This window comes from Alteromonas sp. 5NW40-0090 (genome assembly GCF_057552975.1).
In genome coordinates this window covers 117,268-136,184 of the sequence record NZ_BAAJLT010000011.1, presented here as the reverse complement: position 1 = coordinate 136,184, position 18,917 = coordinate 117,268, and the positions used below count along the sequence as shown (strand labels likewise).

The following is an 18,917-nucleotide window of genomic DNA, read 5'->3' as shown; positions in this document are numbered from 1 at the left end:
CAACGGCGTAACGATTAGATTAGAGGCTCGCTGCTAACCTTTATTGGGGCCTGCTGATTTTTGGTGTACAACAAAGGTCAACAGCCCCTAGCAAAAAAGAAAAGCAAAAATACTGCCGCTTCGCGCGCTTTGTTAACGCAAAACCTAAATACCGTTTTGCTACGTCGGTATTTAGGTTAGCTATGCACGTTTCTTTTTAGAAGTAGGTGATACGCTTTATTTTGTTAAACAAAGCGCAACTACGCTAATTAGAAATTACGTCTTACCGTTACGCCATACGTCCTAGGCTTCGCATAGGAAATCTGGCTGGTTCCATAAAAACCAGTTACGTCAAAGCCAATAAGTTCATGGTCTGAGTCAAACAGGTTATCTACATAAGCCGCTATTAGCCATTTATCCTCAGCGTCTACCCAGGTTAAACGAGTATCAGCCGTGGCATAGCTATCAATTTCATGAGCGGTAAAATTCCGCGCATTGTGAAAAGTTTCAGACTGATAGTTTGCTGAAAATTGAGCTGCCATATTGCCGTCAAAGGCATCCCAGTTGTATCTGAGCATGGCAGAAGCCTGATATTCAGGCGTAAATGGCGGAGTTGTATCAGCAAAGTACCCAGAAGCCACCTCTAGGTCTTCAACCACGGCGTCGGTATATGAGAAGTTAACCATTACATCCAAACTGTCTGTCGGTGTTAAAAAGACCTCTAGCTCGACACCACTAAACGAAGCCTCTTCATTGGTGACCACACCCGCGTTATTTACCCATGAAAAAGACTGGTAATCGTTATAGTCATAGTAGAATACATTGGCATTGAATACGCCGCTTCCTTGCATAAAGCTGTGCTTTAAGCCTGCTTCATAAGAAGTGAGTTCTTCAGGTTCATAAAAGCTGAAACCACCGAACAACGGGGCATTGAAGCTTCCCGCTTTCACACCTCGGTTGACTCCTGCGTAATACAAACTGTTCCCCACGCTGTATTCCAACTGAAGCTTTGCTGACCATAAATTTTGATCGTTGCTTTGCTCAGTAAATTCTAGCGAAGGGGTGCTGGTGTCAATCTCAATAACTCGGTCGTCGGTGTTCTCGTTCTGATAAACATTACCCACAAAGTCTTTGTCTTCACGGGTATAGCGTAAGCCACCAACCAGAACAAGGTCGTCAGTCAAGCTATAGTCTATTTGCCCAAATACAGAGTAAGATTCGGTTTCAAGAGACACTAAAGTGTTATTTTCTTCACCCCCCAAGAAAAAGGTAGTGGGTGAACCCGCCAAGCCCTGGCTATAGTCTGTATCGATAGACAGATAATAAAGCCCCCCAACCCATTTCAAGTCAGCAGTTTCACCAGAAAAGCGAAACTCTTGGCTAAACTGCTCAATCGTGCTGTTGGACTGGAAAATAAGTTCAGGTGACGCGGTTTGGTCGGAGTCGAGGCCAACGGTACGTTTAAACTCTTTGTAATCAGACATAGCAAAGAAATCGAAGCTTTCAAATGCATAGTCTAATGTTGCCGCGAGCCCTTTTGACTTAATTTTGTTTTGATCGTCAAAGGCAAAGTCTTTATTTACTTTATTACCCGACCCATCAGGGTCGAAGTTACCGTTGAAGTCGCCGCCTTGCACAGGACGGAAAGGGTCGCCATTGAAGTTGCCGTCTACGCAAACGCCAGCCTGAATAGTGTCACAGCCTAGCGGGTCGTCAGCAGCATAAATAACGTCAATCACATTGCCGTCGGCATCTTTTACTTCTGTGGTATTGACCACCTGATACGGGCCTTCACTTTTGGTTGTATCAGACCAGTTCCCGCTTAGTAGCAGCGAGCCTTCCTCACCAATATCAAACAGCAGTTGAGCACGAAACGCTTTGGTATCATCGTTGTACCCGTCTTCACCGCCTCCCACTGAACCTAAACGGGTATCAGGTGCTGCGCCGTCTTCATAAATATTCTCTAAGATCTCACCTTGCTGATTGGTAAACCCAGATAGGCGACCATAAATGCCGTCTGCTAGTTCGCCTGATATCGCTCCTTCAAAGCGGTATTGCTCGAAACGTGCGGCAGTAAACTCAGCATAACCCTCTGTGTCGGCAGTAGGCTTGGCGGTAACCGTATTAACCAGTCCGCCAGTGGCATTTCTTCCGAATAATGTTCCCTGCGGGCCTTTTAAAATTTCTATACGGGCTACGTCGAATAAGCCAAAGGTTTGCGCTTGGGTACTGGCTAAATATCCGCCGTCCACATAAACCGCCACCGGCGCTTCTGCCAAGTCAGCGTAATCGTTTTGCACCACGCCTCGAATATTGAAAATAGCACGCTGACCACCGATATCACCGGCTAACGATACACCCGGGGTAAACGCGATAAGCTCGGTGCTGCTTTCAAGGCCAAGGGCTTCTAGTTGTTCACCAGAAAACGCGGTAATGGCAATCCCCACATCGCTTATATTCTCGTTGCGCTTTTGCGCGGTAACTTCAATACTTTCCCAAACATTCTCTGCAGCAAATGCCGCTGGCGTACTTAACGCCATAGCTACGGTTAACGCCAGCAGACGCTTGTGTGTGTTTAACGTATGCATGTTTTACTCTCGTTTATAGTTCTTTTTAACAAGCCTTGCGGCGGTGTTGTCCCGATATTTTTTTGTAAGAGTAACGGTCGACGTGAACTGCATATCGATTGCCACTGGGGTGCAAGCCTAAGGCAGGACTGGAGAGGTACTGCCAAAGGCTTGCGGTTTTAAATTGTTATTATTGATGGCTCATGGCTGAGCCTAAATCTCTGTTCTTTTACCTGCTGCGAGCAATTATTTGCCATAAAGGCTTAATAGTTACCGTGCGTGGGCAAAGTTCTTATGGTCATTTATGGTTAATCAAGGTCAATACGCCATGACATTAACTTGGAAATGAAAAACTCACGCCTTCTCGAACGCCGCTTGAAGGCCAACGCTGAGTAATAGTTTTGCGTTTGGTGTAAAAGCGTACGCCATCAGGGCCGTATGCGTGAAGATCGCCAAACAGTGAGCGCTTCCAACCACCAAAACTGTGATAAGAAACAGGTACAGGCAGCGGTACGTTTATGCCTACCATGCCCACCTGAATATTGTCGGAGAAATAACGGGCAGCTTCGCCGTCGCGGGTGAAAATGCAGGTGCCGTTGCCGTACTCATGCTCGTCAATAAGCTGCATGGCTTCCTCCATACTTTCAACGCGCATTACCTGTAGTACAGGGCCAAAGATTTCGGCTTTATAACTCGTCATTTCAGGTGTGACTTTATCGATAAGCGTAGCCCCTAGGAAAAAGCCAGTTTCATACCCTTCAACTGTGGGGCTTCGCCCGTCAACGACCACGTTAGCGCCCTGCTCTGCTGCACTTGTTATGAACCCTTCTACTTTCTCTTTATGCTGCTGCGTAATAAGTGGGCCAAAGTCGTTAGACGCATCGTCAAATGCCCCCACTTTCAAACCTTTCATGGCCGACTGCATCTTATCTACAATCTCATCAGCTATCTTGTCGCCCACGGCAACCACAACTGATAAAGCCATACAACGTTCGCCTGAAGAACCAAAGGCTGCACCTAACAGCTGGTTAACCGCGTTATCAACGTCTGCATCAGGCATTACAATGGCGTGGTTCTTGGCTCCGCCTAAGGCTTGGCAGCGCTTGCCACTAGCATTGGCTTTTGAATAGATATATTCGGCGATAGGCGTTGAACCTACAAAACTCACCGCTTTAATGCGCTCGTCATCGAGTATTTGATCAACCGCTTCTTTATCGCCATTGATGACGTTAAAGACGCCGTCGGGTAACCCAGCCTCTTTAAGTAGCTTGGCTAGGAAGATAGCGCAGCTTGGGTCCCGTTCTGATGGTTTTAAAACAAAGGTGTTACCGCATACAATGGCAAGCGGAAACATCCAAAGGGGCACCATGGCTGGAAAGTTAAATGGTGTAATTCCCGCCACCACGCCAAGAGGCTGAAACTCGCTCCAAGAGTCTATGCTTGGCCCAACATTTTTACTGTGTTCACCTTTAAGCAACTGTGGCGCGCCACAGGCAAACTCTACGTTCTCGATACCACGCTGTAGTTCGCCTGCCGCGTCGTGGCTTATCTTGCCGTGCTCCGCACCAATTAATGCAATAATTTCATCGGCATGTTCTTCAAGTAAGCTTTTAAATTTGAACATAACACGAGCGCGCTTACTTACTGGCGTATTACGCCACTCAACAAACGCATTTTGCGCGCTGACGATAGCGTCGTTTACCGTCGCTTTTGACGCCAGTAAAACCAGTTTTTCTGCTTCCCCCGTTGCCGGGTTATAAACATCTTGCATACGCCCTTTTGGGGTACAGGTTTCACCGTTAATAAAGTGGCCTACTACTTTCATTATTTGTCTAATCCTTTAATTATGCGTCTTTGCACGCGCTGTGATAGCCGCGCTGATAATATAAAAGCGCGTCGGCTTCTGGGTCTTGTTTGATATCCACCACCTGGCAAAAAATAACGTCGTGAGTGGCCACACTTTTAACGTCTGTAATAATGCAATCGAAGCTAACTGCAGCATCGGCAAGCCTTGGGCAACCGGTCGTCGACTCCACCCAATCGCCAATTTCAAAGCGTTCGTTCATGGGTGCTTTGCCACCAAACGTGTTTGAAATTAACTGATGCTGTGAGGTAAGGGTGTTGATAACCAAATGCGTGCTGTTTTTAAAAACCTGATGTACAGACGCACCGCGATTCAAACAAACCAGCAAAGTTGCAGGAGTATCGCTTACGCTACATACGGCGGTTGCCGTGAAGCCTGCAAACCCTTCTGGGCCCGTGGTTGTAACGATGTTTACCGCTGCCGCTAAACTCGACATACCTTCTCGATAAGCTTCGGGAGTTACCGGGGGTAGCACTTCTGTTACTGCGTTTTTTATTGCTGTAATAGTCATACAAATATCCTTTAAGTTGGCGTTACACGATTTGGCAGGCTTGCTCGAAACTTAAACGAGGTAAGCGTTTATGTACTTTCTCTTTATCGCCGTAGCCAATGTTCAGTAAGAAATTCACCTTCCACGTGCTATCTGAAAAGAAAGTTTCGTTAAGTAATGTGGGGTTGAAACCAGACATGGCGCCAGCGTCAAGGCCTAGGGCTCGAACGGCGCTTATTAAGTAAGCCCCCTGCATAGAGCTATTGCGCATGGCAGTCTCATAGGCCGCTTCTGGGCTTGAAGTAAACCAGCTTTTCGCATCTGCATAAGGGAATAAGGTAGGAAGCTCTTCGTAGAACTCTTCATCGTAGGCCACAATAACCGTACAGGGTGCGGTCATGGTTTGCTCAACGTTACCGCTTGAAAGACAAGGTTTGAGCTTTTCTCTCCCTTCATCTGAGGTAATGAAAACAAAACGCGCTGGACTACAATTTGCCGATGTCGAACCTACTTTTACTAAGTCATAAAGCTGCTTTAGCACCGATTCTTCTATCTTTTTATCCAGCCATGTAATGTGCGTGTGTGCACCACTAAATAGCTGAGCTAAGCCACTTTCGCTAATGGGGCCTTTTGTTTCATATTCAGTTTTCTCTGATACCGTCATTTCAAATTCTTTCCAGTTTTAAAAGATTATTAAGTGCTGTTTTAGCCACCTAGATATTGGGTTATGTGATTAAGCTATGCGCGCTAAGTATTCCAATACCAATTTATTAAACACCACTGGCACCGTAATGCTTGATGCATGACCGCCATATTCCATTACCGATAGCTCTGCGTTAGGCAAGGCATCAGCTAATATTTTCGAGCGCTGCCATGGAACCAAGGTGTCGTCTTTATTTGCCAGGGCTAACGTGGGTGTAGTGATATTCGTTAGCGTGTCGTCGATATCGAACGCGCTAAGAGCGCCGATACGAGCGAGCAAGTTATCTACATCGGGAAAATGATTAAGTAGATGCGCCTCTTCATCGTCTAAGTGCTGTGAATTAGCGGCTATCCAATCAGGGGGAAACAGCAGCAAGGCCTGCAACTGTAAATACATGTCTTTTCTATCCGCAGCGAGTAAGGCTTTGCGTATATCAAAGCAGCGCAGAGTGTGCGGATTGGGGCTACTCCATGCATTTACTAGCACTAGGCTTTGCAGTAGGTTGGGCTGAGTTAACCCTAGTTCTAAGCCCACCAGCCCACCAAGTGCATGTCCAACAAAATGGCATTGCTGTACTTCCAGTTTTTTCAGGAGTTCCGCGAGTTCATTTGCCATATCAGAAATACTGTAGTTCGCTGGCAAGTCACCCACACTTTTGTTGGTTCCAAGCTGGTCGTAAGTGATCACTCGGTAGCCTTGAGTAAAATCAGCCAGTTGAGGCTGCCAAAATTTTGCTGCCCCGCCCAGCCCTGAACTAAACACAATCGTGGGGGCGTCGGGCGACGTCAAACCGTGAATCTCGTAATGTAACTTGTTACGCATTTCGCCGTTCATTTCGCCGCTTATGTGGGCGTAGCTTGACTGCGTATCAGAATGCATAAAGCTCACCTACATAAAACCAGTGGGTGCAGTTCGCGGGTAGTCCAAACATAATCGCTTACCCAATGTGTGCCGTAGAGGCAATTTCAATTAAGGCTTCAGGCTTTACCAGTCCAACTTTAATGCAGTAGCGAGCGGGCTTTTCGCCTGGGAAGTATTCCGCATATACCTTGTTTACCGCGGCGTAGTCGTCCCAATCGGTAATAAAAATTGAGTTGAAGGTCACATCATCCATAGTGCCACCCGCCTCTTCAATAACGCTTTTAATGGTCTCTAAAACATGTCGAGTTTGCGCTTCGGCATCACCCACATGCACCACATCATTGTTTTCATCAAACGGCAAAGTGCCTGACACATATAGAATATTGTCAGCCATGGAGCCTGGAACAAAAGGGGCTATTGGCGTTGAAGTACCCGCTGGGATAATGGCTTTCTTTGGCATAATTACATTCCTCACTCTTTGCGCTATTTACACAGTGCTTTTAGTACTGCTTTAGCTAATTTTTTATAAAGGCAGCGCTACTCGTTGCCCTTTATTTTCGATTTTCGGTTTTTCGCTTATTAAGCTTTCTTTCCCACTATTGAATAGCTGCTATGGATTAAAGCTAAATGGATTTTCACTTTACGTGCTGCGAGCTCACGTCTGGACTTTTGAAACTAAGAAGGTTTAAACACCTCACAAAATTGCGCCGTGGTTGACACCCAACCGAAAAACGTTTGAATATTAAAAAGAGACGCTTCGTGAATATCTGGCGGGCCAGCTTGATAGGCAGCATCGGCCAGCACCACACCAAAATATTCCAAATGAAAGCCATCGCGCAGTGTAGATTCCACACACACATTGGTTGCAATGCCTGTAAACACTAAGTTGCGAATACCGCGTGCGCGCAGCATGCTGTCTAAATTAGTATTGTAAAAACCGCTGTAACGGGTTTTCGGTATAACGATGTCGCCATCTTGAGGCTTTAGGGCATCGACAAGCGCGTAATCCCATGTCCCCTTGGCGAGCAAACTGCCCTTAAGCTCTGGTTGTTTACGCATGGTTTTAAGGGCATTAGATTTGTACCAGTTCGGCGAACCTGGGCCGCCCGCCTCTTTATAGTCGGCATCCCATCCATTTTGTAAAAACACCACCGGCATACCAGCAGCCCGTGCGGTTTCCAGTACCTTAACGGTATTTTCAATGACTGGTGCTGTAGTAGATACATCAAAACCCGCTTTGTCTAAGTAACCGTTTTTACTGGCATAAGCGTTTTGTAAATCCACCACAATTACGGCAGTTTCCGTAGGGTTTAACGTCAACGGTTCAGGCTTAGCTGGTAGTACGGGCTGCCCTTCTTGGCGCGCTTGAAAGCACCCTGACACTTCAAATATTTCACCGGCTGACATTAGGCGGCTCCCGATGTGCTAAGCAAGTGCTGACGGGATTTCATTAGCGGCTGAATTTTAGTGCCAAAATCGTCCATCCCTTTAAGGAAGTCATCAAAGGTCAGCAACACACCTTCACAGCCTGGCACTGTGGCTATTTCATCAAGCATAGAAGCTACTGACTCGTAAGAGCCTACTAGCGTGCCCATATTCAGGTTTACTGCTGAGGTTGGGTTGGTCATGTCCCGAATGTTGGTGTCTTTACCCGACTTCTTATCAGCGGCCCCTTGCGTTGCCATCCAATCCAAAGCTGACTGATCCTTGCCGTCTTTATAGCTTTCCCATTTAGCCATGGCTGCTTCATCGGTTTCATCGGCAATGATCATAATGAGTACCGCAGAGCCAACGCTGCGACCATGTTTTTCAGCCGCTTCAGTTAAGCGCGCTGCTGTGGGTGCGAAAGCGGTAGGTGTATTCACACCTTTACCAAAACAGAAGTTATAGTCGGCATGACGCGCCGAGAAATCCATACCAGCCGCACTTTGGCCCGCACAGATAAGTGGAATTTTTCGCTGTGGTTTAGGTAGCATACGGCAGTCATCCATTTGGAAATGCTCGCCTTTAAAATCGCTTTTCCCTGTTTCCCACAGCTCTTTCACAACTTTGATGTATTCATCTAGATATTCGTAGCGGTTACCGAAAAATTCATCGCCCGGCCACATTCCCATTTGCGAGTATTCAGGGCGTTGCCAGCCAGTCACTAGGTTTACGCCAAAACGACCGTTAGAAATAGAGTCGATAGTAGTTGCCATGCGCGCCATGATCGCAGGCGGCAAGACTAACGTGGCAGCAGTAGCATACAGCTGTATTTTTGAGGTAACGGCGGCAAGACCAGCCATCAACGTAAAGGACTCTAAGTTGTAGTCCCAAAATTCAGTTTCACCGCCAAAACCGCGAAGTTTGATCATAGAGAGCGCAAAGTCCATATCGTACTTTTCAGCCTTCATTACAATCTCTTTGTTGAGATCAAACGATGGTTTGAACTGAGGCGAATTTTTAGAAATTAACCAGCCGTTGTTACCAATCGGAATAAATACACCTATATCCATGTTGTTCCCTCTGCTTGTCTGCGTTTTAAGCGGTTTACCCCGCTTTTTTTAAGGTTGCCGAATTCAAAACATTGAAGTGGCGGTATACATAGTGAACAGCATAAAGCAGGCCAATTTATTAAATACTTTATTTTCAATAACTTAAGTGTTTTACATTTCGAAAATAGACCTATTGGTTCAATTTGGAACATCCAGTCCAGTGCAACTGAACTTAATTGGTGCATAATTGTGCAAATGGGTTTATAGGTGAGAAAACTGCGCGTAAACTATGCGCTAGATTGTAGAAATCCGGTTAAGAAGAATCGAGTAGTGAGCAAATCTGAAGACCAATTAAATACAAAAACAGTAAGAGCTTTTAGCCCTACTACCCAGAAACGAAGAGAAAAGGCGCTGTTAGAAAAGCGTACCCGCATTATGGATGCTGCCCTTTCTCTGTTTTCAAAAAACGGCGTAAGTGGCACAACGGTAGAACAAGTATCGGAATTAGCGAATGTCTCAAAAAGTAACTTGCTGTATTACTTTAAAAGCAAAGACGGTCTTTACTTATCGGTTATCACTCACCTATTAGATGTGTGGCTAACGCCACTGCAAAGCTTTTCTGCAGAACAAGAGCCCATAGCCACCTTAAGTGAATACATTAGAGTAAAACTTGAAATGTCACGGGATAACCCGGCCGAATCTAAGCTTTTTTGTATGGAAGTAGTGCAAGGTGCGCCACTTTTAATAAAGGAATTGGAAACGCCGCTCAAAACATTGCTGGACGCAAAAAGCGCCGTCATTAATGAGTGGATTGAGGCCGGAAAGCTTAAATCTGTCGACCCCATACATTTAATTTTTAGCATTTGGGCCATTACGCAGCACTACGCCGATTTCAGCGTGCAGATTAAAGCGGTCACCGGCAAAGATTTGAGCGATCCAGATTTCTTCGATAGCACGCTTAGTAACATTCAGCACATTATTTTAGATGGGCTAAAGCCTTAAAGAGAAATGGGGTCAGAGTAATGACTCTGACCCCATTGTTTGTGATAAACTGAAACATAGAGTAAATGCAAATCAGCGGCACATTATGGACCAACAACCCAACAATCCCTTACACGGCTTAACACTGGAAAAAATCGTGACGAAGCTTCATGAGCGCTACGGTTGGGATGGAATGTATTACCGTATCAGAGTGAACTGCTTTAATAACGAACCTTCTATTAAATCATCCCTTAAATTTTTAAGGAAAACACAGTGGGCTAGAGATAAAGTAGAGCAGCTTTACATACAAACGTTTAAACAGCCTGAGTAGCCCTATCAGTCCAAGGTTCTTATCTGACTGTGACGACAGCATTGCGATTTTTTAACTAGCAACTCGCCTCCAATGTACTACACTTCCAGTACATTAAACGAATACATTTAGAACTTTCTGATCTACAAGGGATGTTGATATGTGGGGTAAGAGTAAGCCGAAGTGGCTTAAGTTTTTCTTTCTACCGTCCTTGTTCTATTTCTATTTTACCTTTCCCGTTTCTGCTGTGGATTGTGAAGAAGCCAAGGGCACACTGAATGTGTCACTGCTTATTTTCAGTGTTAAACAACGAAATGCCTTCGAAGAAATTGCAGCGAACTTTTCAGCACAGTGCCCCGGTATAAATATTGGTTACTCATCGTCAGATGATACTGGCTACAAGCAAATGACCGGAATGTGGTCAAGCGACAATCCTAATCTAGATCTCATGCTATGGTTATGGCCTGTTGAGCTAAAAAAGGTCATTGATAGAGGGTTGATAGAGCCTTTAACATCTCTTTGGACAGAACCAGAACTTCAAAAATATCCAAACGAAATGAAAGAACTGATTACTCATGAAGGGGAGCAGTTCGGTATCCCTTTGTCAGTGGGCTTTTGGGGATTTTTTGCCAACCAAAGCGTTCTAAAAGAATTTGAAATCAATCGTCTTGAAAATATAAGCGATCTGCTGAGTGCATGCCGAACCCTGTCCCGAAATCAAATTATTCCTATCGCTTTAGGATTAGAAGATAAATGGACCGTTTTAGCGCTTTTTGACTATTTAAACCTCAAAATAAACGGGCTTTCTTTCTACAATCAGTTACTGGAAGGAAATGTAAAATTTACGGATGAGAAAGTGTTTGCGGTACTTCAACTGTGGAGAGAAATGATTGATAACCAATGTTTTCTTAAAGGAGCCGACCGCTTCACACAAAAAGAAGTACTACCTCTGTTGTATCGAGATAGAGTGGGAATGGTGCTTTCAGGAAATTATACGATAAGCCAGTTCCCTGATGTGGTCTCTGAAAAGCTAGAATTTATACCTTTTCCTTTTGTGGACGAGAATATCGGCCAGTTTGAAATTGCCCCAATGGATTTTATTATCCTTCGTTCAAGTAGCAAAAACAAAACTCTCGCTAACGTTTTTTTACGATACCTAGTTCAGCATGAGGTACAAGCCCAACTAAATAAAAGGCTTAATTTCCTACCCGCACACCCAGATGCACAAATAAGTGATGTTAGCTTTGTCCAACGCGGTAGCTCAAATTTAGAAAAGGCTGACGGGGTAGTGCAGTTTTTCGACCGCTCTACAAGTAGGGACTTTCATCAACCGCTCATTAACATTCTCGTAGACTTTATGGAAACAATGGATGTAAACAAAACAGCCTTAGAGATGGAAAAAGTTAGACAGCGGCTCTTCGATTCGTAGGATATTTCGAGCCGCATAGCTTTTTAGCTAAAAAATTTAGCTCTTAAGCATCTTTGTAGAGTGTAGCTATCCACTTCTCTTCATTGATGAAATTCCAACTCCAGTCTGTCCACTTATCGTCTAAGCCCATCGCTTTAATTTCATCGAGGGTTTTGCCGTCTTGCTTAAGTGACTTAACGTAGTTGAACGTTTCAGAAATCATAGCTAAAAATGCGCTATATTCTTGCTTGTTACTGATGTCGCCGTGGCCAGGAATAATAACGGTTTCATCGTCTATTTTAGCAAGCAGCTGTTTTACTGAGTCCATATAGCCCTCAACATTGCCCCCTGCACCTTGATCTATGTAAGGAAAACGACCATTAAAGAACAAGTCGCCGGTGTGCATTACGTTGGGTTGCTCGAACCACACTACGCTATCGCCATCGGTATGACCTACGGCTAAATGCATTACGTGTAAGGTCTCACCGTTGAAGTAAATTTTTATTCCGTCTTCATAGGTGATAGTTGGCAGCGCTTCGGGTTTTATCTTTTCATCGTTAGCTAGGCGAACACGCACATTCTCATGGGCAAGAATAGTTGCGCCCTTATGACTATGGAAAAATGCATTAGAGCCTGTGTGGTCGCCGTGATAATGGGTGTTTATAACATATTTAGGCTTGTCGCTGCCTAACTCACCAAGCTGTGCTGCTATTTTTTCAGCTAGAGGCGCAAATTGATCGTCGATGATCAGTATCCCGTCCTCCCCAGCTGATACGCCAATATTTCCACCTGCGCCTGTAAGCATGTGCACAGAGCCTTTTATCGCGGTTGCCTTTACTTCAACATCGGCGAACCTGTCTTGTGCATTTGCGGGATTAGCCGCTGAATAAATTAACGGGCTCGCAGCTAAGAGCGCGGCCATAATGTGGGCGCTAAAACGAGGTGCAGTTTTCATTATTATTTCCTTGTAAGAAGCCTGTTTAAATAGGACCTCTTACACTATGACCTAATTTCATAATTAGATCATTTTTTCATCTTCAGGGATATCACCTACATAAGCAAAACGAGGGAGTGTCTCTCCGTCTTTTTCCACTGACTCAACAAACATATCCAAAGGACGAACCCATAACGCCTTTTCGCCATAACACGGCCGATATACCACTAGCTTACTTTCGTCTTCTGAGTGGGTGGCGACTTCGTAAACATCGTATAAATTACCTTTGTAATGCTTATAACGACCGGGTGTTTTTAGTTGTTTCGAGTCCATAATGTCCTTCGGTAAAAGTAGAGTGAAAGCGTAAGGGTGTATATATTGAACGCTGTTTTGTGTAGCGCCATCGTGTGGAGTATATCAAGCGACTGGGGTGAGGCTATAGCACATGAGTATTTAACAAAAGTCTGTGGTGTTTTTCTCCTAACCCTGTTCAAAAGGCAACACCAACTGCTGTGTTGATTGGTCGGCTGCAAGCCCTATGTGCACACCTACAAGACGGATGCCTCGCCCTGTTGCTCGCTCAAAAGCTTCCTGCATTAGTGTACGAAAATACGCTTCATCTAGCGCTGCGCTGCGATGCTCGACGGTAGTCAGCTGAAAATCATTAAACTTAAGCTTCACGCCCTGCGTGCGAATACGCACGGGTTTACCCGTTCGCTTCTTGTGATTTTCCATTCGCTCTTGAAGCTTTTCAAATAAATGTGGCAAGAAGTCAATGCACTGCTCAAAAGTGTGGATGTCTTCGCTTAACGTGCGCTCTACGCCGATGGACTTGCGTTCACGAGATACCGATAGTTCACGCTCGTCAATGCCATGAGCACGCTCCCACAGCACACTACCGAATTTACCCAGCTCTTTTTGAATGCGCTCAAAAGGATACTGGCGAACATCGTTACACGTATTAAGCCCCATACGCTGAAGCTTTTGCATGGTAACTTTGCCCACGCCTGGAATTTTCTTTAGCGGCATTTCGCGTACAAACGCATCAAGTTTATCGGGCGTGATAACACAAATGCCGTCGGGCTTGTTTTCATCGCTGGCTACTTTTGCCACGAATTTGCAGGGCGCGACCCCTGCTGAAGCGGTCAGGCCGAGTTCGTTTTTAATACGCTCGCGTATTTCTTCGGCAATTAAAGTGGCGCTTCCACCGCAAAACTCACTATTGGTCACGTCCAAATAGGCTTCATCTAATGATAGGGGCTCGATAAGGTCGGTATAGTCAGCAAATATCTTACGTATTTTTTGCGACTCGGCGGCGTATACGTCCATGCGCCCCTTTACCAGAGTGAGGTTAGGACATAGTTTTAGCGCGTACGCAGTAGCCATGGCTGAGCGGACACCAAATTTGCGGGCGGGATAGTTACAGGTAGAAATAACTCCCCGACGGTCGGCACTGCCGCCAATGGCAATAGGAATATCGCGCAAGGCTGGGTTGTCGCGCATTTCAACTGCGGCGTTGTTACTATAGCTTGTAGATTGTATATGTAAGCAAGCCATTATTAATAAATAATATTTTTAAACAGATAGATACAAGAAAGAACCCACCCCTCCCCACTACATATAGTTTTTTTTGTATGTAATATTCCGGAAGCTGCACACAAATTTTGATAAACACCAGGCAAAATGGAAACCTTTGGTTTGAACACTGAAGTAGACGTAATCTGGCTACTCAATTTGGCCTAAAAATTTTTGTTGGTTGATTAATCAAAACTCAATCTGAGACACCCATTGAAAGAGCTAGATCGAATCTCACGGTCTGTTGTGCGCCAGTACCTGCTTCCACCGCGGCATTATTTAAACGAAGGTAGTGTTCGTATTGCGGTCGTTGACTTCAAGAAACTTCAGTTATGGCAACGAGAGAGCAAGAAATGACGACCAAAGTGCAAAAAAATGCGCAATTAGTTTTGGATGTCTACAGTCGCGAGCCACTTAAATTTGTCCTAAGATATTGCTCATTATGAAAAGCAGCGTGCAAGTAGCAGGTGAGCTTAAAATACAGGTGTTTGCTAAAGCCTTCTCAAACAGTATATTGTCATTGTTCCATATCACGTAATTTCTCGAAAGATAGTTTCTATTTAAGCTAGCTCATAATTAACGTCACCACTCAATTCGCGCAAAATTTATAATTAGATTATTAATAGAACTTACAGGTAGACTTCTTGCCAATGAGGCTGTACATTATTTAACCAAATCATGGCGACAAGGGACTGTTATGTTCGACAAATTCATTTTAAGTATTTTTTTACTCACTTTAAGTGCTTCTGCATTTTCACAAGATAATGTTTGCTTACCACTTTTAAAAGACGGGCTATATAAACATGTAATTCAGAATCAAAGTGACACTTTTAACGGTAATTTAAAAAGTTATTTCGAGTCCAATACATTTAAGAAAGATTTTAAGTCAGGAAAGTGGAATCTTGGCATTAATGGTATCACTCCAGTTAGCGATTCAGGTTTGATGCAAGAGTTATCACTCGTAGCTGGGGCATCTGAGAGCAAAATTAGCAATTTTCAACAAACAATTCGAGATGCTAAGGATATTCAGATAGACAGCAAATTCTATCAGTCTTCGGTTACGGCCGTTCCGGATGTCGCTTTGGCAAAAGCCTATGTAGACTGCCTCGGAGGACAGCAAACGTCAGGCTTCAAGATCAAAAATGTTATAGAAACACCTACAAATGTAGTTTTTAACATCTCCTACCGAAAACGCCTCAGCGCTGATCCATTACCTGTAGTTAAAAGCGTCAATATATTGGGAAGCACGAAGATAATACAAACATTAACTCCGAATACAAAAGTGCCAGATGAATTTAGTATCTCTGTAGAGCGATATCCAGAGAGTGAACTTATATTATCTATTAATACAGACCGCGAGAATTTAGTGGAAGTAGTTGAAGCAATGGATGACGGCTTTGGAAAAGAGTTTCCTATAGGCAGTATAATTACCTCTGTGTTGGACTGGGACAGTTTTTCACAAATCACTGAGGATAAGCCATCTAGTAGCTGGGACGCTGGAAAATCAGCGTGGGCACCATCTGACGGCCGAGACGTAAGTGCATCGATGTATACTAGAAAAACTGGTAGTTCAAATGTACCTGATCTAAGAGGAGTCTTTTTAAGGGGCTTAAATCAGTTCGACCCATTTTACTCTGGCAAGTTGGCCGATAATCAAAAAGATGTCGAAGATGGAAGAGTAGTAGGTTCTTTTCAGACAGATACATTCCAAGGTCATAAGCACTTCCCCGACAATCAAGTTGTAAAAAGTGGGAGCAGAGATTTACCTAATCAGCCAGATCAACGCCCAAATCAACAAGCATCAGTCAACTCAGCCGGAATCCATGACGCTGGTTTTGGAAGACCAAGAATATCTAGCGAGACGCGGCCTAAAAATGTTGCGGTTTATCACTATATTAGAATTAATTGAAATTGAAAAATAGGGCTTTCATATAACAAGAGACCCGCCTAATTATTAGCTATAACACCAAAGAACACTTATGTGTGTGATTCATAGAGAGCGTTTCAATATACTATGTCTCTATGATACAGAAATCAAAAAGCGTTTGAAGTGGATTGAGCTTTACGGAGAAACCCGTAATGCGGCCTAGTTTGTCATCAGTGTGGAATATCTAGGCCCACTCTTCAAAAATTTGTACAATCGATAAAACGATACAATGAGAAAGGCCTAGGCGGTGACTTTTCCTCAAAAAATAACACCATGATATTGATGAGATTTTCGATAAACTGAAGGCGATAGAGATCTCAAAATGAAGAAACGGTACTGCGAAGAATTCAAAGGCGAAACGTTGCCTGAGTGGTAACATTACTACAATTGGCAACTCGCTCACGGCTCGTTTAAAGGTCAAATACCAATGGGTGTTGTATCTAAACGCCTCAGAAAAATACCGCCCTGTGGATGCGTTCACGTCAACTACAAAACTGAAAGAGAACGTATTCAGCTAACGAAATATCAAGGTGATCTTCAACTCCGAAAAATGAAATGATGTCTATGAATCACAAAGCGTACGGTGCATCATAAATTCGGCGACACCAAATTGACAGTATGCACCCAGCGCTGAGCTTGCTATGTTAGCAACAATTTAGCTGTAAAGAATTTATTACGTAGCATTTAATGCTGTTTACGAAATGTTAATTCATTTGTAGCGTTCTTATTGATAAGAGCAAGTTCATTTTTTGTGGATTCAGATATCATAAACGGCTCCAAATCTGCTAATTGCAAGGATTCTTCCCTATATTTCCCTACAATACCCAATACGCGCTGACGTTTGAATTTTGGTGTCTTACTGTAGCTTTCTAACTCAGCAAGGTTTGACCAAACAAGATTTTTACTAGCTAATTCTTCATCCATTCCTAATCGGATAGTTAGAGGGAGTTGTTTAGGGTCTTTTATTACGCTATCAGTAGTGGTCTGCTTATCTTGCCCGTTGATGTTTGTACTACATGCAACATCTTTATAGCCAGTAGAATTCTCATCTACACTCTTCGTTCTTATTGGTTCATTCATTTTCACAACTTTAACTTTAGCGCGTTCATCAGGAATATCTTGAACCATTCGCTTTGCGTACTCAATCAGCTTTGGTTCAGCTGGCATGAACATAAAAGCATCTTGGTTCGGCGAATCAGTCTTTCGCAAGACGCGGCCGAAAATCTGTCTGAAGTACATCTCGGTAGTAACATTCGTTAAGTTACAACAGACCTGTAGACGAGGAATGTTTGTACCTTCACTGACCATGCCTACGCTTATAAGCCATTCTTCACTGCTATTTTTAAATACTTTAATCTTATCCGCAGGTCTAGCTTCATTAGTTGTTACTATGACTGCATCTTTTCCGTAGCTATGTAGCATTAGTGATTTGATTTCTTCTGCGTGCTCTATTGAAGAAGCAACAACCAATCCCCCAGCTTTAAAGTTGATTCTTCTTATTTGACTCAGTTTCTTTATAGCCCTTGAAATAACCTGCTCGTTAACTGTTCGATTCTGCACTATATTCGAATAGGAAGAAGCTCTTGCAGACAGTAATGTGCAGAAGCTTGAAAATACTCTCTGTTTGTCAGTTTCAGAAACTACTATCTTATTGTTATCAACAGCTATGACCTGAGGAATTCGGCAGACATCATCTGCTATCGCTTGCTTAAGGCCATATATAAAGTCGCACTGAATTTTCTTCTCTTCGGAATAGGTAGACAAAGCTATAGGTAGAGAGTCAGAACGCCAAGGAGTGCCCGTCAGTGCAATACTGTATGCTGCTTTTTTTCGTATAATATCGATAATTGGTGCTCCCCACGCATTGGCGTCTTCCATAGAAGACCCTGCACAGTGATGAATTTCATCAAAAATCACGAAGACTCTAAAGCGGTCAAATAACTTCCATGTATCACTACTTATAGTTCCTAGTTTCTGATATGTAAATACTTCACCTAGAGACCCTACTTTCCCGTTAAACTCACATTGAAATTGTGATGTTAGTTCATCCCTAAAATCTGATGAAACTACTGATGATGGAGAAAAACACAGAACTAAATCTATCAAGCCTTGCTCATATAGCTTGAGAGATAGAACACTCGCCATAATAGTCTTGCCAGAACCTGGGGTAGCAAGTGTTAAAAAGTGCTTTTTAAAAGATTCCGAATCTTTAGCGCTCGTGAACTTAGAAATTGCTGAATTAATACATTGAGACTGCCAATTTCTTAATTTCATTTACTTTTTAGCCTTTAATTTTTTTAAGATTTCTTCAATTGCTGCAATTTTTCCTTTTATTATGTGCTTTTGTTCCTTCGTTGAGTGAATCATTTCTTTAAAAAAATCTAACAACTCTGGGTATTGTTGCTTCATTTTAAGAAATGAATCTAAAGCGCCCATGCACTGTAATAGATCAGCATTCAGTGTGCTTAGATCCAAGTAGAGCGCATTAATCGTTTCGTTCGTTTTTTTACTAGGTTGAAAAACACTTGGCTTCGACTCACCTATCAGCGTCGGTTTGAAAAACTCAGTTTTAGTAAAACGACTTTCTCTACCATTGCTAGTTGTCTTCTTAATGAGAAAACGCTGTTTTATTAGCTTATGTAAATCGTCATAAATCGATTGCCTAAGCTTGTAACTATCAAGCCCTTCGTCGCCAACCAACGCAATATAGGCTGTTCTAATTTCAGTAACTGAAAAACGGTCGATATTTTTCATACAAATGATTGACTTAATGACAGGGTCTATTTTCATTTCAAGCTTATCTACGTTAACACATGATTTATGACCTATTAGTCATTTTTAATG

At 43.5% G+C, this 18,917-nt stretch carries 17 protein-coding genes; 4 read left to right on the top strand and 13 right to left on the bottom strand.

What is annotated here, in order from left to right:
* Positions 1 to 248 precede the first annotated feature (248 nt).
* The 8 genes from AC27KT_RS14740 to rutA form a co-directional block, all read right to left on the bottom strand.
* Complete coding sequence (locus AC27KT_RS14740; RefSeq protein ID WP_487131170.1) at positions 249 to 2,567, bottom strand: TonB-dependent receptor; 2,319 nt, start codon at positions 2,565 to 2,567, stop codon at positions 249 to 251.
* Between the two features lie 313 nt (positions 2,568 to 2,880).
* On the bottom strand, positions 2,881 to 4,371 hold the full coding sequence (locus tag AC27KT_RS14735) for a CoA-acylating methylmalonate-semialdehyde dehydrogenase (protein ID WP_487131168.1): 1,491 nt from the start codon (positions 4,369 to 4,371) through the stop codon (positions 2,881 to 2,883).
* Positions 4,372 to 4,390: 19 nt separating this feature from the next.
* Positions 4,391 to 4,921 carry a flavin reductase gene (locus tag AC27KT_RS14730; protein WP_487131166.1) on the bottom strand — a complete coding sequence of 177 codons (531 nt, stop codon included), beginning with the start codon at positions 4,919 to 4,921 and terminating at the stop codon, positions 4,391 to 4,393.
* A 22-nt stretch (positions 4,922 to 4,943) separates the two neighbouring features.
* Complete coding sequence (locus AC27KT_RS14725; RefSeq protein ID WP_487131164.1) at positions 4,944 to 5,564, bottom strand: malonic semialdehyde reductase; 621 nt, start codon at positions 5,562 to 5,564, stop codon at positions 4,944 to 4,946.
* Between the two features lie 69 nt (positions 5,565 to 5,633).
* The gene (gene rutD / locus AC27KT_RS14720) at positions 5,634 to 6,482 is read right to left on the bottom strand and encodes a pyrimidine utilization protein D (RefSeq protein ID WP_487131162.1); all 849 of its coding nucleotides are present in this window, start codon (positions 6,480 to 6,482) and stop codon (positions 5,634 to 5,636) included.
* A 58-nt stretch (positions 6,483 to 6,540) separates the two neighbouring features.
* Positions 6,541 to 6,924 (bottom strand): pyrimidine utilization protein C, encoded by a 384-nt coding sequence (gene rutC, locus AC27KT_RS14715; RefSeq protein ID WP_159120466.1) that lies wholly within the window; start codon positions 6,922 to 6,924, stop codon positions 6,541 to 6,543.
* A 215-nt stretch (positions 6,925 to 7,139) separates the two neighbouring features.
* Entirely contained in the window at positions 7,140 to 7,871 is a 732-nt protein-coding gene (rutB, locus tag AC27KT_RS14710; protein WP_487131160.1) for a pyrimidine utilization protein B, read from the bottom strand.
* Positions 7,871 to 8,959 (bottom strand): pyrimidine utilization protein A, encoded by a 1,089-nt coding sequence (gene rutA, locus AC27KT_RS14705; RefSeq protein WP_487131158.1) that lies wholly within the window; start codon positions 8,957 to 8,959, stop codon positions 7,871 to 7,873. The genes rutB and rutA overlap by 1 nt, the downstream gene beginning before the upstream one ends.
* A 309-nt stretch (positions 8,960 to 9,268) precedes the next feature.
* Between rutA and rutR the strand changes: the two genes are divergently transcribed.
* The 3 genes from rutR (at position 9,269) to AC27KT_RS14690 (ending at position 11,658) form a co-directional block, all read left to right on the top strand.
* The gene (rutR, locus tag AC27KT_RS14700) at positions 9,269 to 9,940 is read left to right on the top strand and encodes an HTH-type transcriptional regulator RutR (RefSeq protein WP_487131156.1); all 672 of its coding nucleotides are present in this window, start codon (positions 9,269 to 9,271) and stop codon (positions 9,938 to 9,940) included.
* 85 nt (positions 9,941 to 10,025) lie between these two features.
* Entirely contained in the window at positions 10,026 to 10,250 is a 225-nt protein-coding gene (locus tag AC27KT_RS14695; RefSeq protein WP_487131154.1) for a VF530 family protein, read from the top strand.
* A 139-nt stretch (positions 10,251 to 10,389) separates the two neighbouring features.
* On the top strand, positions 10,390 to 11,658 hold the full coding sequence (locus tag AC27KT_RS14690; protein ID WP_487131152.1) for an ABC transporter substrate-binding protein: 1,269 nt from the start codon (positions 10,390 to 10,392) through the stop codon (positions 11,656 to 11,658).
* Positions 11,659 to 11,701: 43 nt separating this feature from the next.
* Here the strand turns inward: AC27KT_RS14690 and AC27KT_RS14685 are convergent, their stop codons facing one another.
* The 3 genes from AC27KT_RS14685 to dinB all read right to left on the bottom strand — a co-directional run bounded on the left by AC27KT_RS14685 (position 11,702) and on the right by dinB (position 14,074).
* On the bottom strand, positions 11,702 to 12,592 hold the full coding sequence (locus AC27KT_RS14685) for an MBL fold metallo-hydrolase (protein WP_487131150.1): 891 nt from the start codon (positions 12,590 to 12,592) through the stop codon (positions 11,702 to 11,704).
* A gap of 63 nt (positions 12,593 to 12,655) precedes the next feature.
* Positions 12,656 to 12,904, bottom strand: coding sequence for a DUF1653 domain-containing protein (locus AC27KT_RS14680; protein WP_487131148.1), 249 nt, complete (start codon positions 12,902 to 12,904; stop codon positions 12,656 to 12,658).
* A gap of 147 nt (positions 12,905 to 13,051) precedes the next feature.
* Positions 13,052 to 14,074, bottom strand: coding sequence for a DNA polymerase IV (dinB, locus tag AC27KT_RS14675; protein WP_487131146.1), 1,023 nt, complete (start codon positions 14,072 to 14,074; stop codon positions 13,052 to 13,054).
* 769 nt (positions 14,075 to 14,843) lie between these two features.
* Here dinB and AC27KT_RS14670 point away from each other — a divergent pair.
* Positions 14,844 to 16,055: a hypothetical protein gene (locus AC27KT_RS14670; protein WP_487131144.1), complete on the top strand. Its 1,212-nt coding sequence runs from the start codon at positions 14,844 to 14,846 to the stop codon at positions 16,053 to 16,055.
* Between the two features lie 702 nt (positions 16,056 to 16,757).
* Here the strand turns inward: AC27KT_RS14670 and AC27KT_RS14665 are convergent.
* Positions 16,758 to 18,347 (bottom strand): DEAD/DEAH box helicase, encoded by a 1,590-nt coding sequence (locus tag AC27KT_RS14665; RefSeq protein WP_487131142.1) that lies wholly within the window; start codon positions 18,345 to 18,347, stop codon positions 16,758 to 16,760.
* Positions 18,348 to 18,827, bottom strand: a complete 480-nt coding sequence (locus AC27KT_RS14660) for a hypothetical protein (RefSeq protein ID WP_487131140.1) — start codon at positions 18,825 to 18,827, stop codon at positions 18,348 to 18,350. It abuts the gene before it with no gap.
* Positions 18,828 to 18,917 lie beyond the last annotated feature (90 nt).

Coding starts and splice junctions, on each gene's coding strand:
- AC27KT_RS14740 (WP_487131170.1), bottom strand. CDS start 2,567: ATGCATACGTTAAACACACACAAGCGTCTGCTGGCGTTAACCGTAGCT.
- AC27KT_RS14735 (WP_487131168.1), bottom strand. CDS start 4,371: ATGAAAGTAGTAGGCCACTTTATTAACGGTGAAACCTGTACCCCAAAA.
- AC27KT_RS14730 (WP_487131166.1), bottom strand. CDS start 4,921: ATGACTATTACAGCAATAAAAAACGCAGTAACAGAAGTGCTACCCCCG.
- AC27KT_RS14725 (WP_487131164.1), bottom strand. CDS start 5,564: ATGACGGTATCAGAGAAAACTGAATATGAAACAAAAGGCCCCATTAGC.
- rutD (WP_487131162.1), bottom strand. CDS start 6,482: ATGCATTCTGATACGCAGTCAAGCTACGCCCACATAAGCGGCGAAATG.
- rutC (WP_159120466.1), bottom strand. CDS start 6,924: ATGCCAAAGAAAGCCATTATCCCAGCGGGTACTTCAACGCCAATAGCC.
- rutB (WP_487131160.1), bottom strand. CDS start 7,871: ATGTCAGCCGGTGAAATATTTGAAGTGTCAGGGTGCTTTCAAGCGCGC.
- rutA (WP_487131158.1), bottom strand. CDS start 8,959: ATGGATATAGGTGTATTTATTCCGATTGGTAACAACGGCTGGTTAATT.
- AC27KT_RS14695 (WP_487131154.1), top strand. CDS start 10,026: ATGGACCAACAACCCAACAATCCCTTACACGGCTTAACACTGGAAAAA.
- AC27KT_RS14690 (WP_487131152.1), top strand. CDS start 10,390: ATGTGGGGTAAGAGTAAGCCGAAGTGGCTTAAGTTTTTCTTTCTACCG.
- AC27KT_RS14685 (WP_487131150.1), bottom strand. CDS start 12,592: ATGAAAACTGCACCTCGTTTTAGCGCCCACATTATGGCCGCGCTCTTA.
- AC27KT_RS14680 (WP_487131148.1), bottom strand. CDS start 12,904: ATGGACTCGAAACAACTAAAAACACCCGGTCGTTATAAGCATTACAAA.
- dinB (WP_487131146.1), bottom strand. CDS start 14,074: ATGCGCGACAACCCAGCCTTGCGCGATATTCCTATTGCCATTGGCGGC.
- AC27KT_RS14670 (WP_487131144.1), top strand. CDS start 14,844: ATGTTCGACAAATTCATTTTAAGTATTTTTTTACTCACTTTAAGTGCT.
- AC27KT_RS14665 (WP_487131142.1), bottom strand. CDS start 18,347: ATGAAATTAAGAAATTGGCAGTCTCAATGTATTAATTCAGCAATTTCT.
- AC27KT_RS14660 (WP_487131140.1), bottom strand. CDS start 18,827: ATGAAAAATATCGACCGTTTTTCAGTTACTGAAATTAGAACAGCCTAT.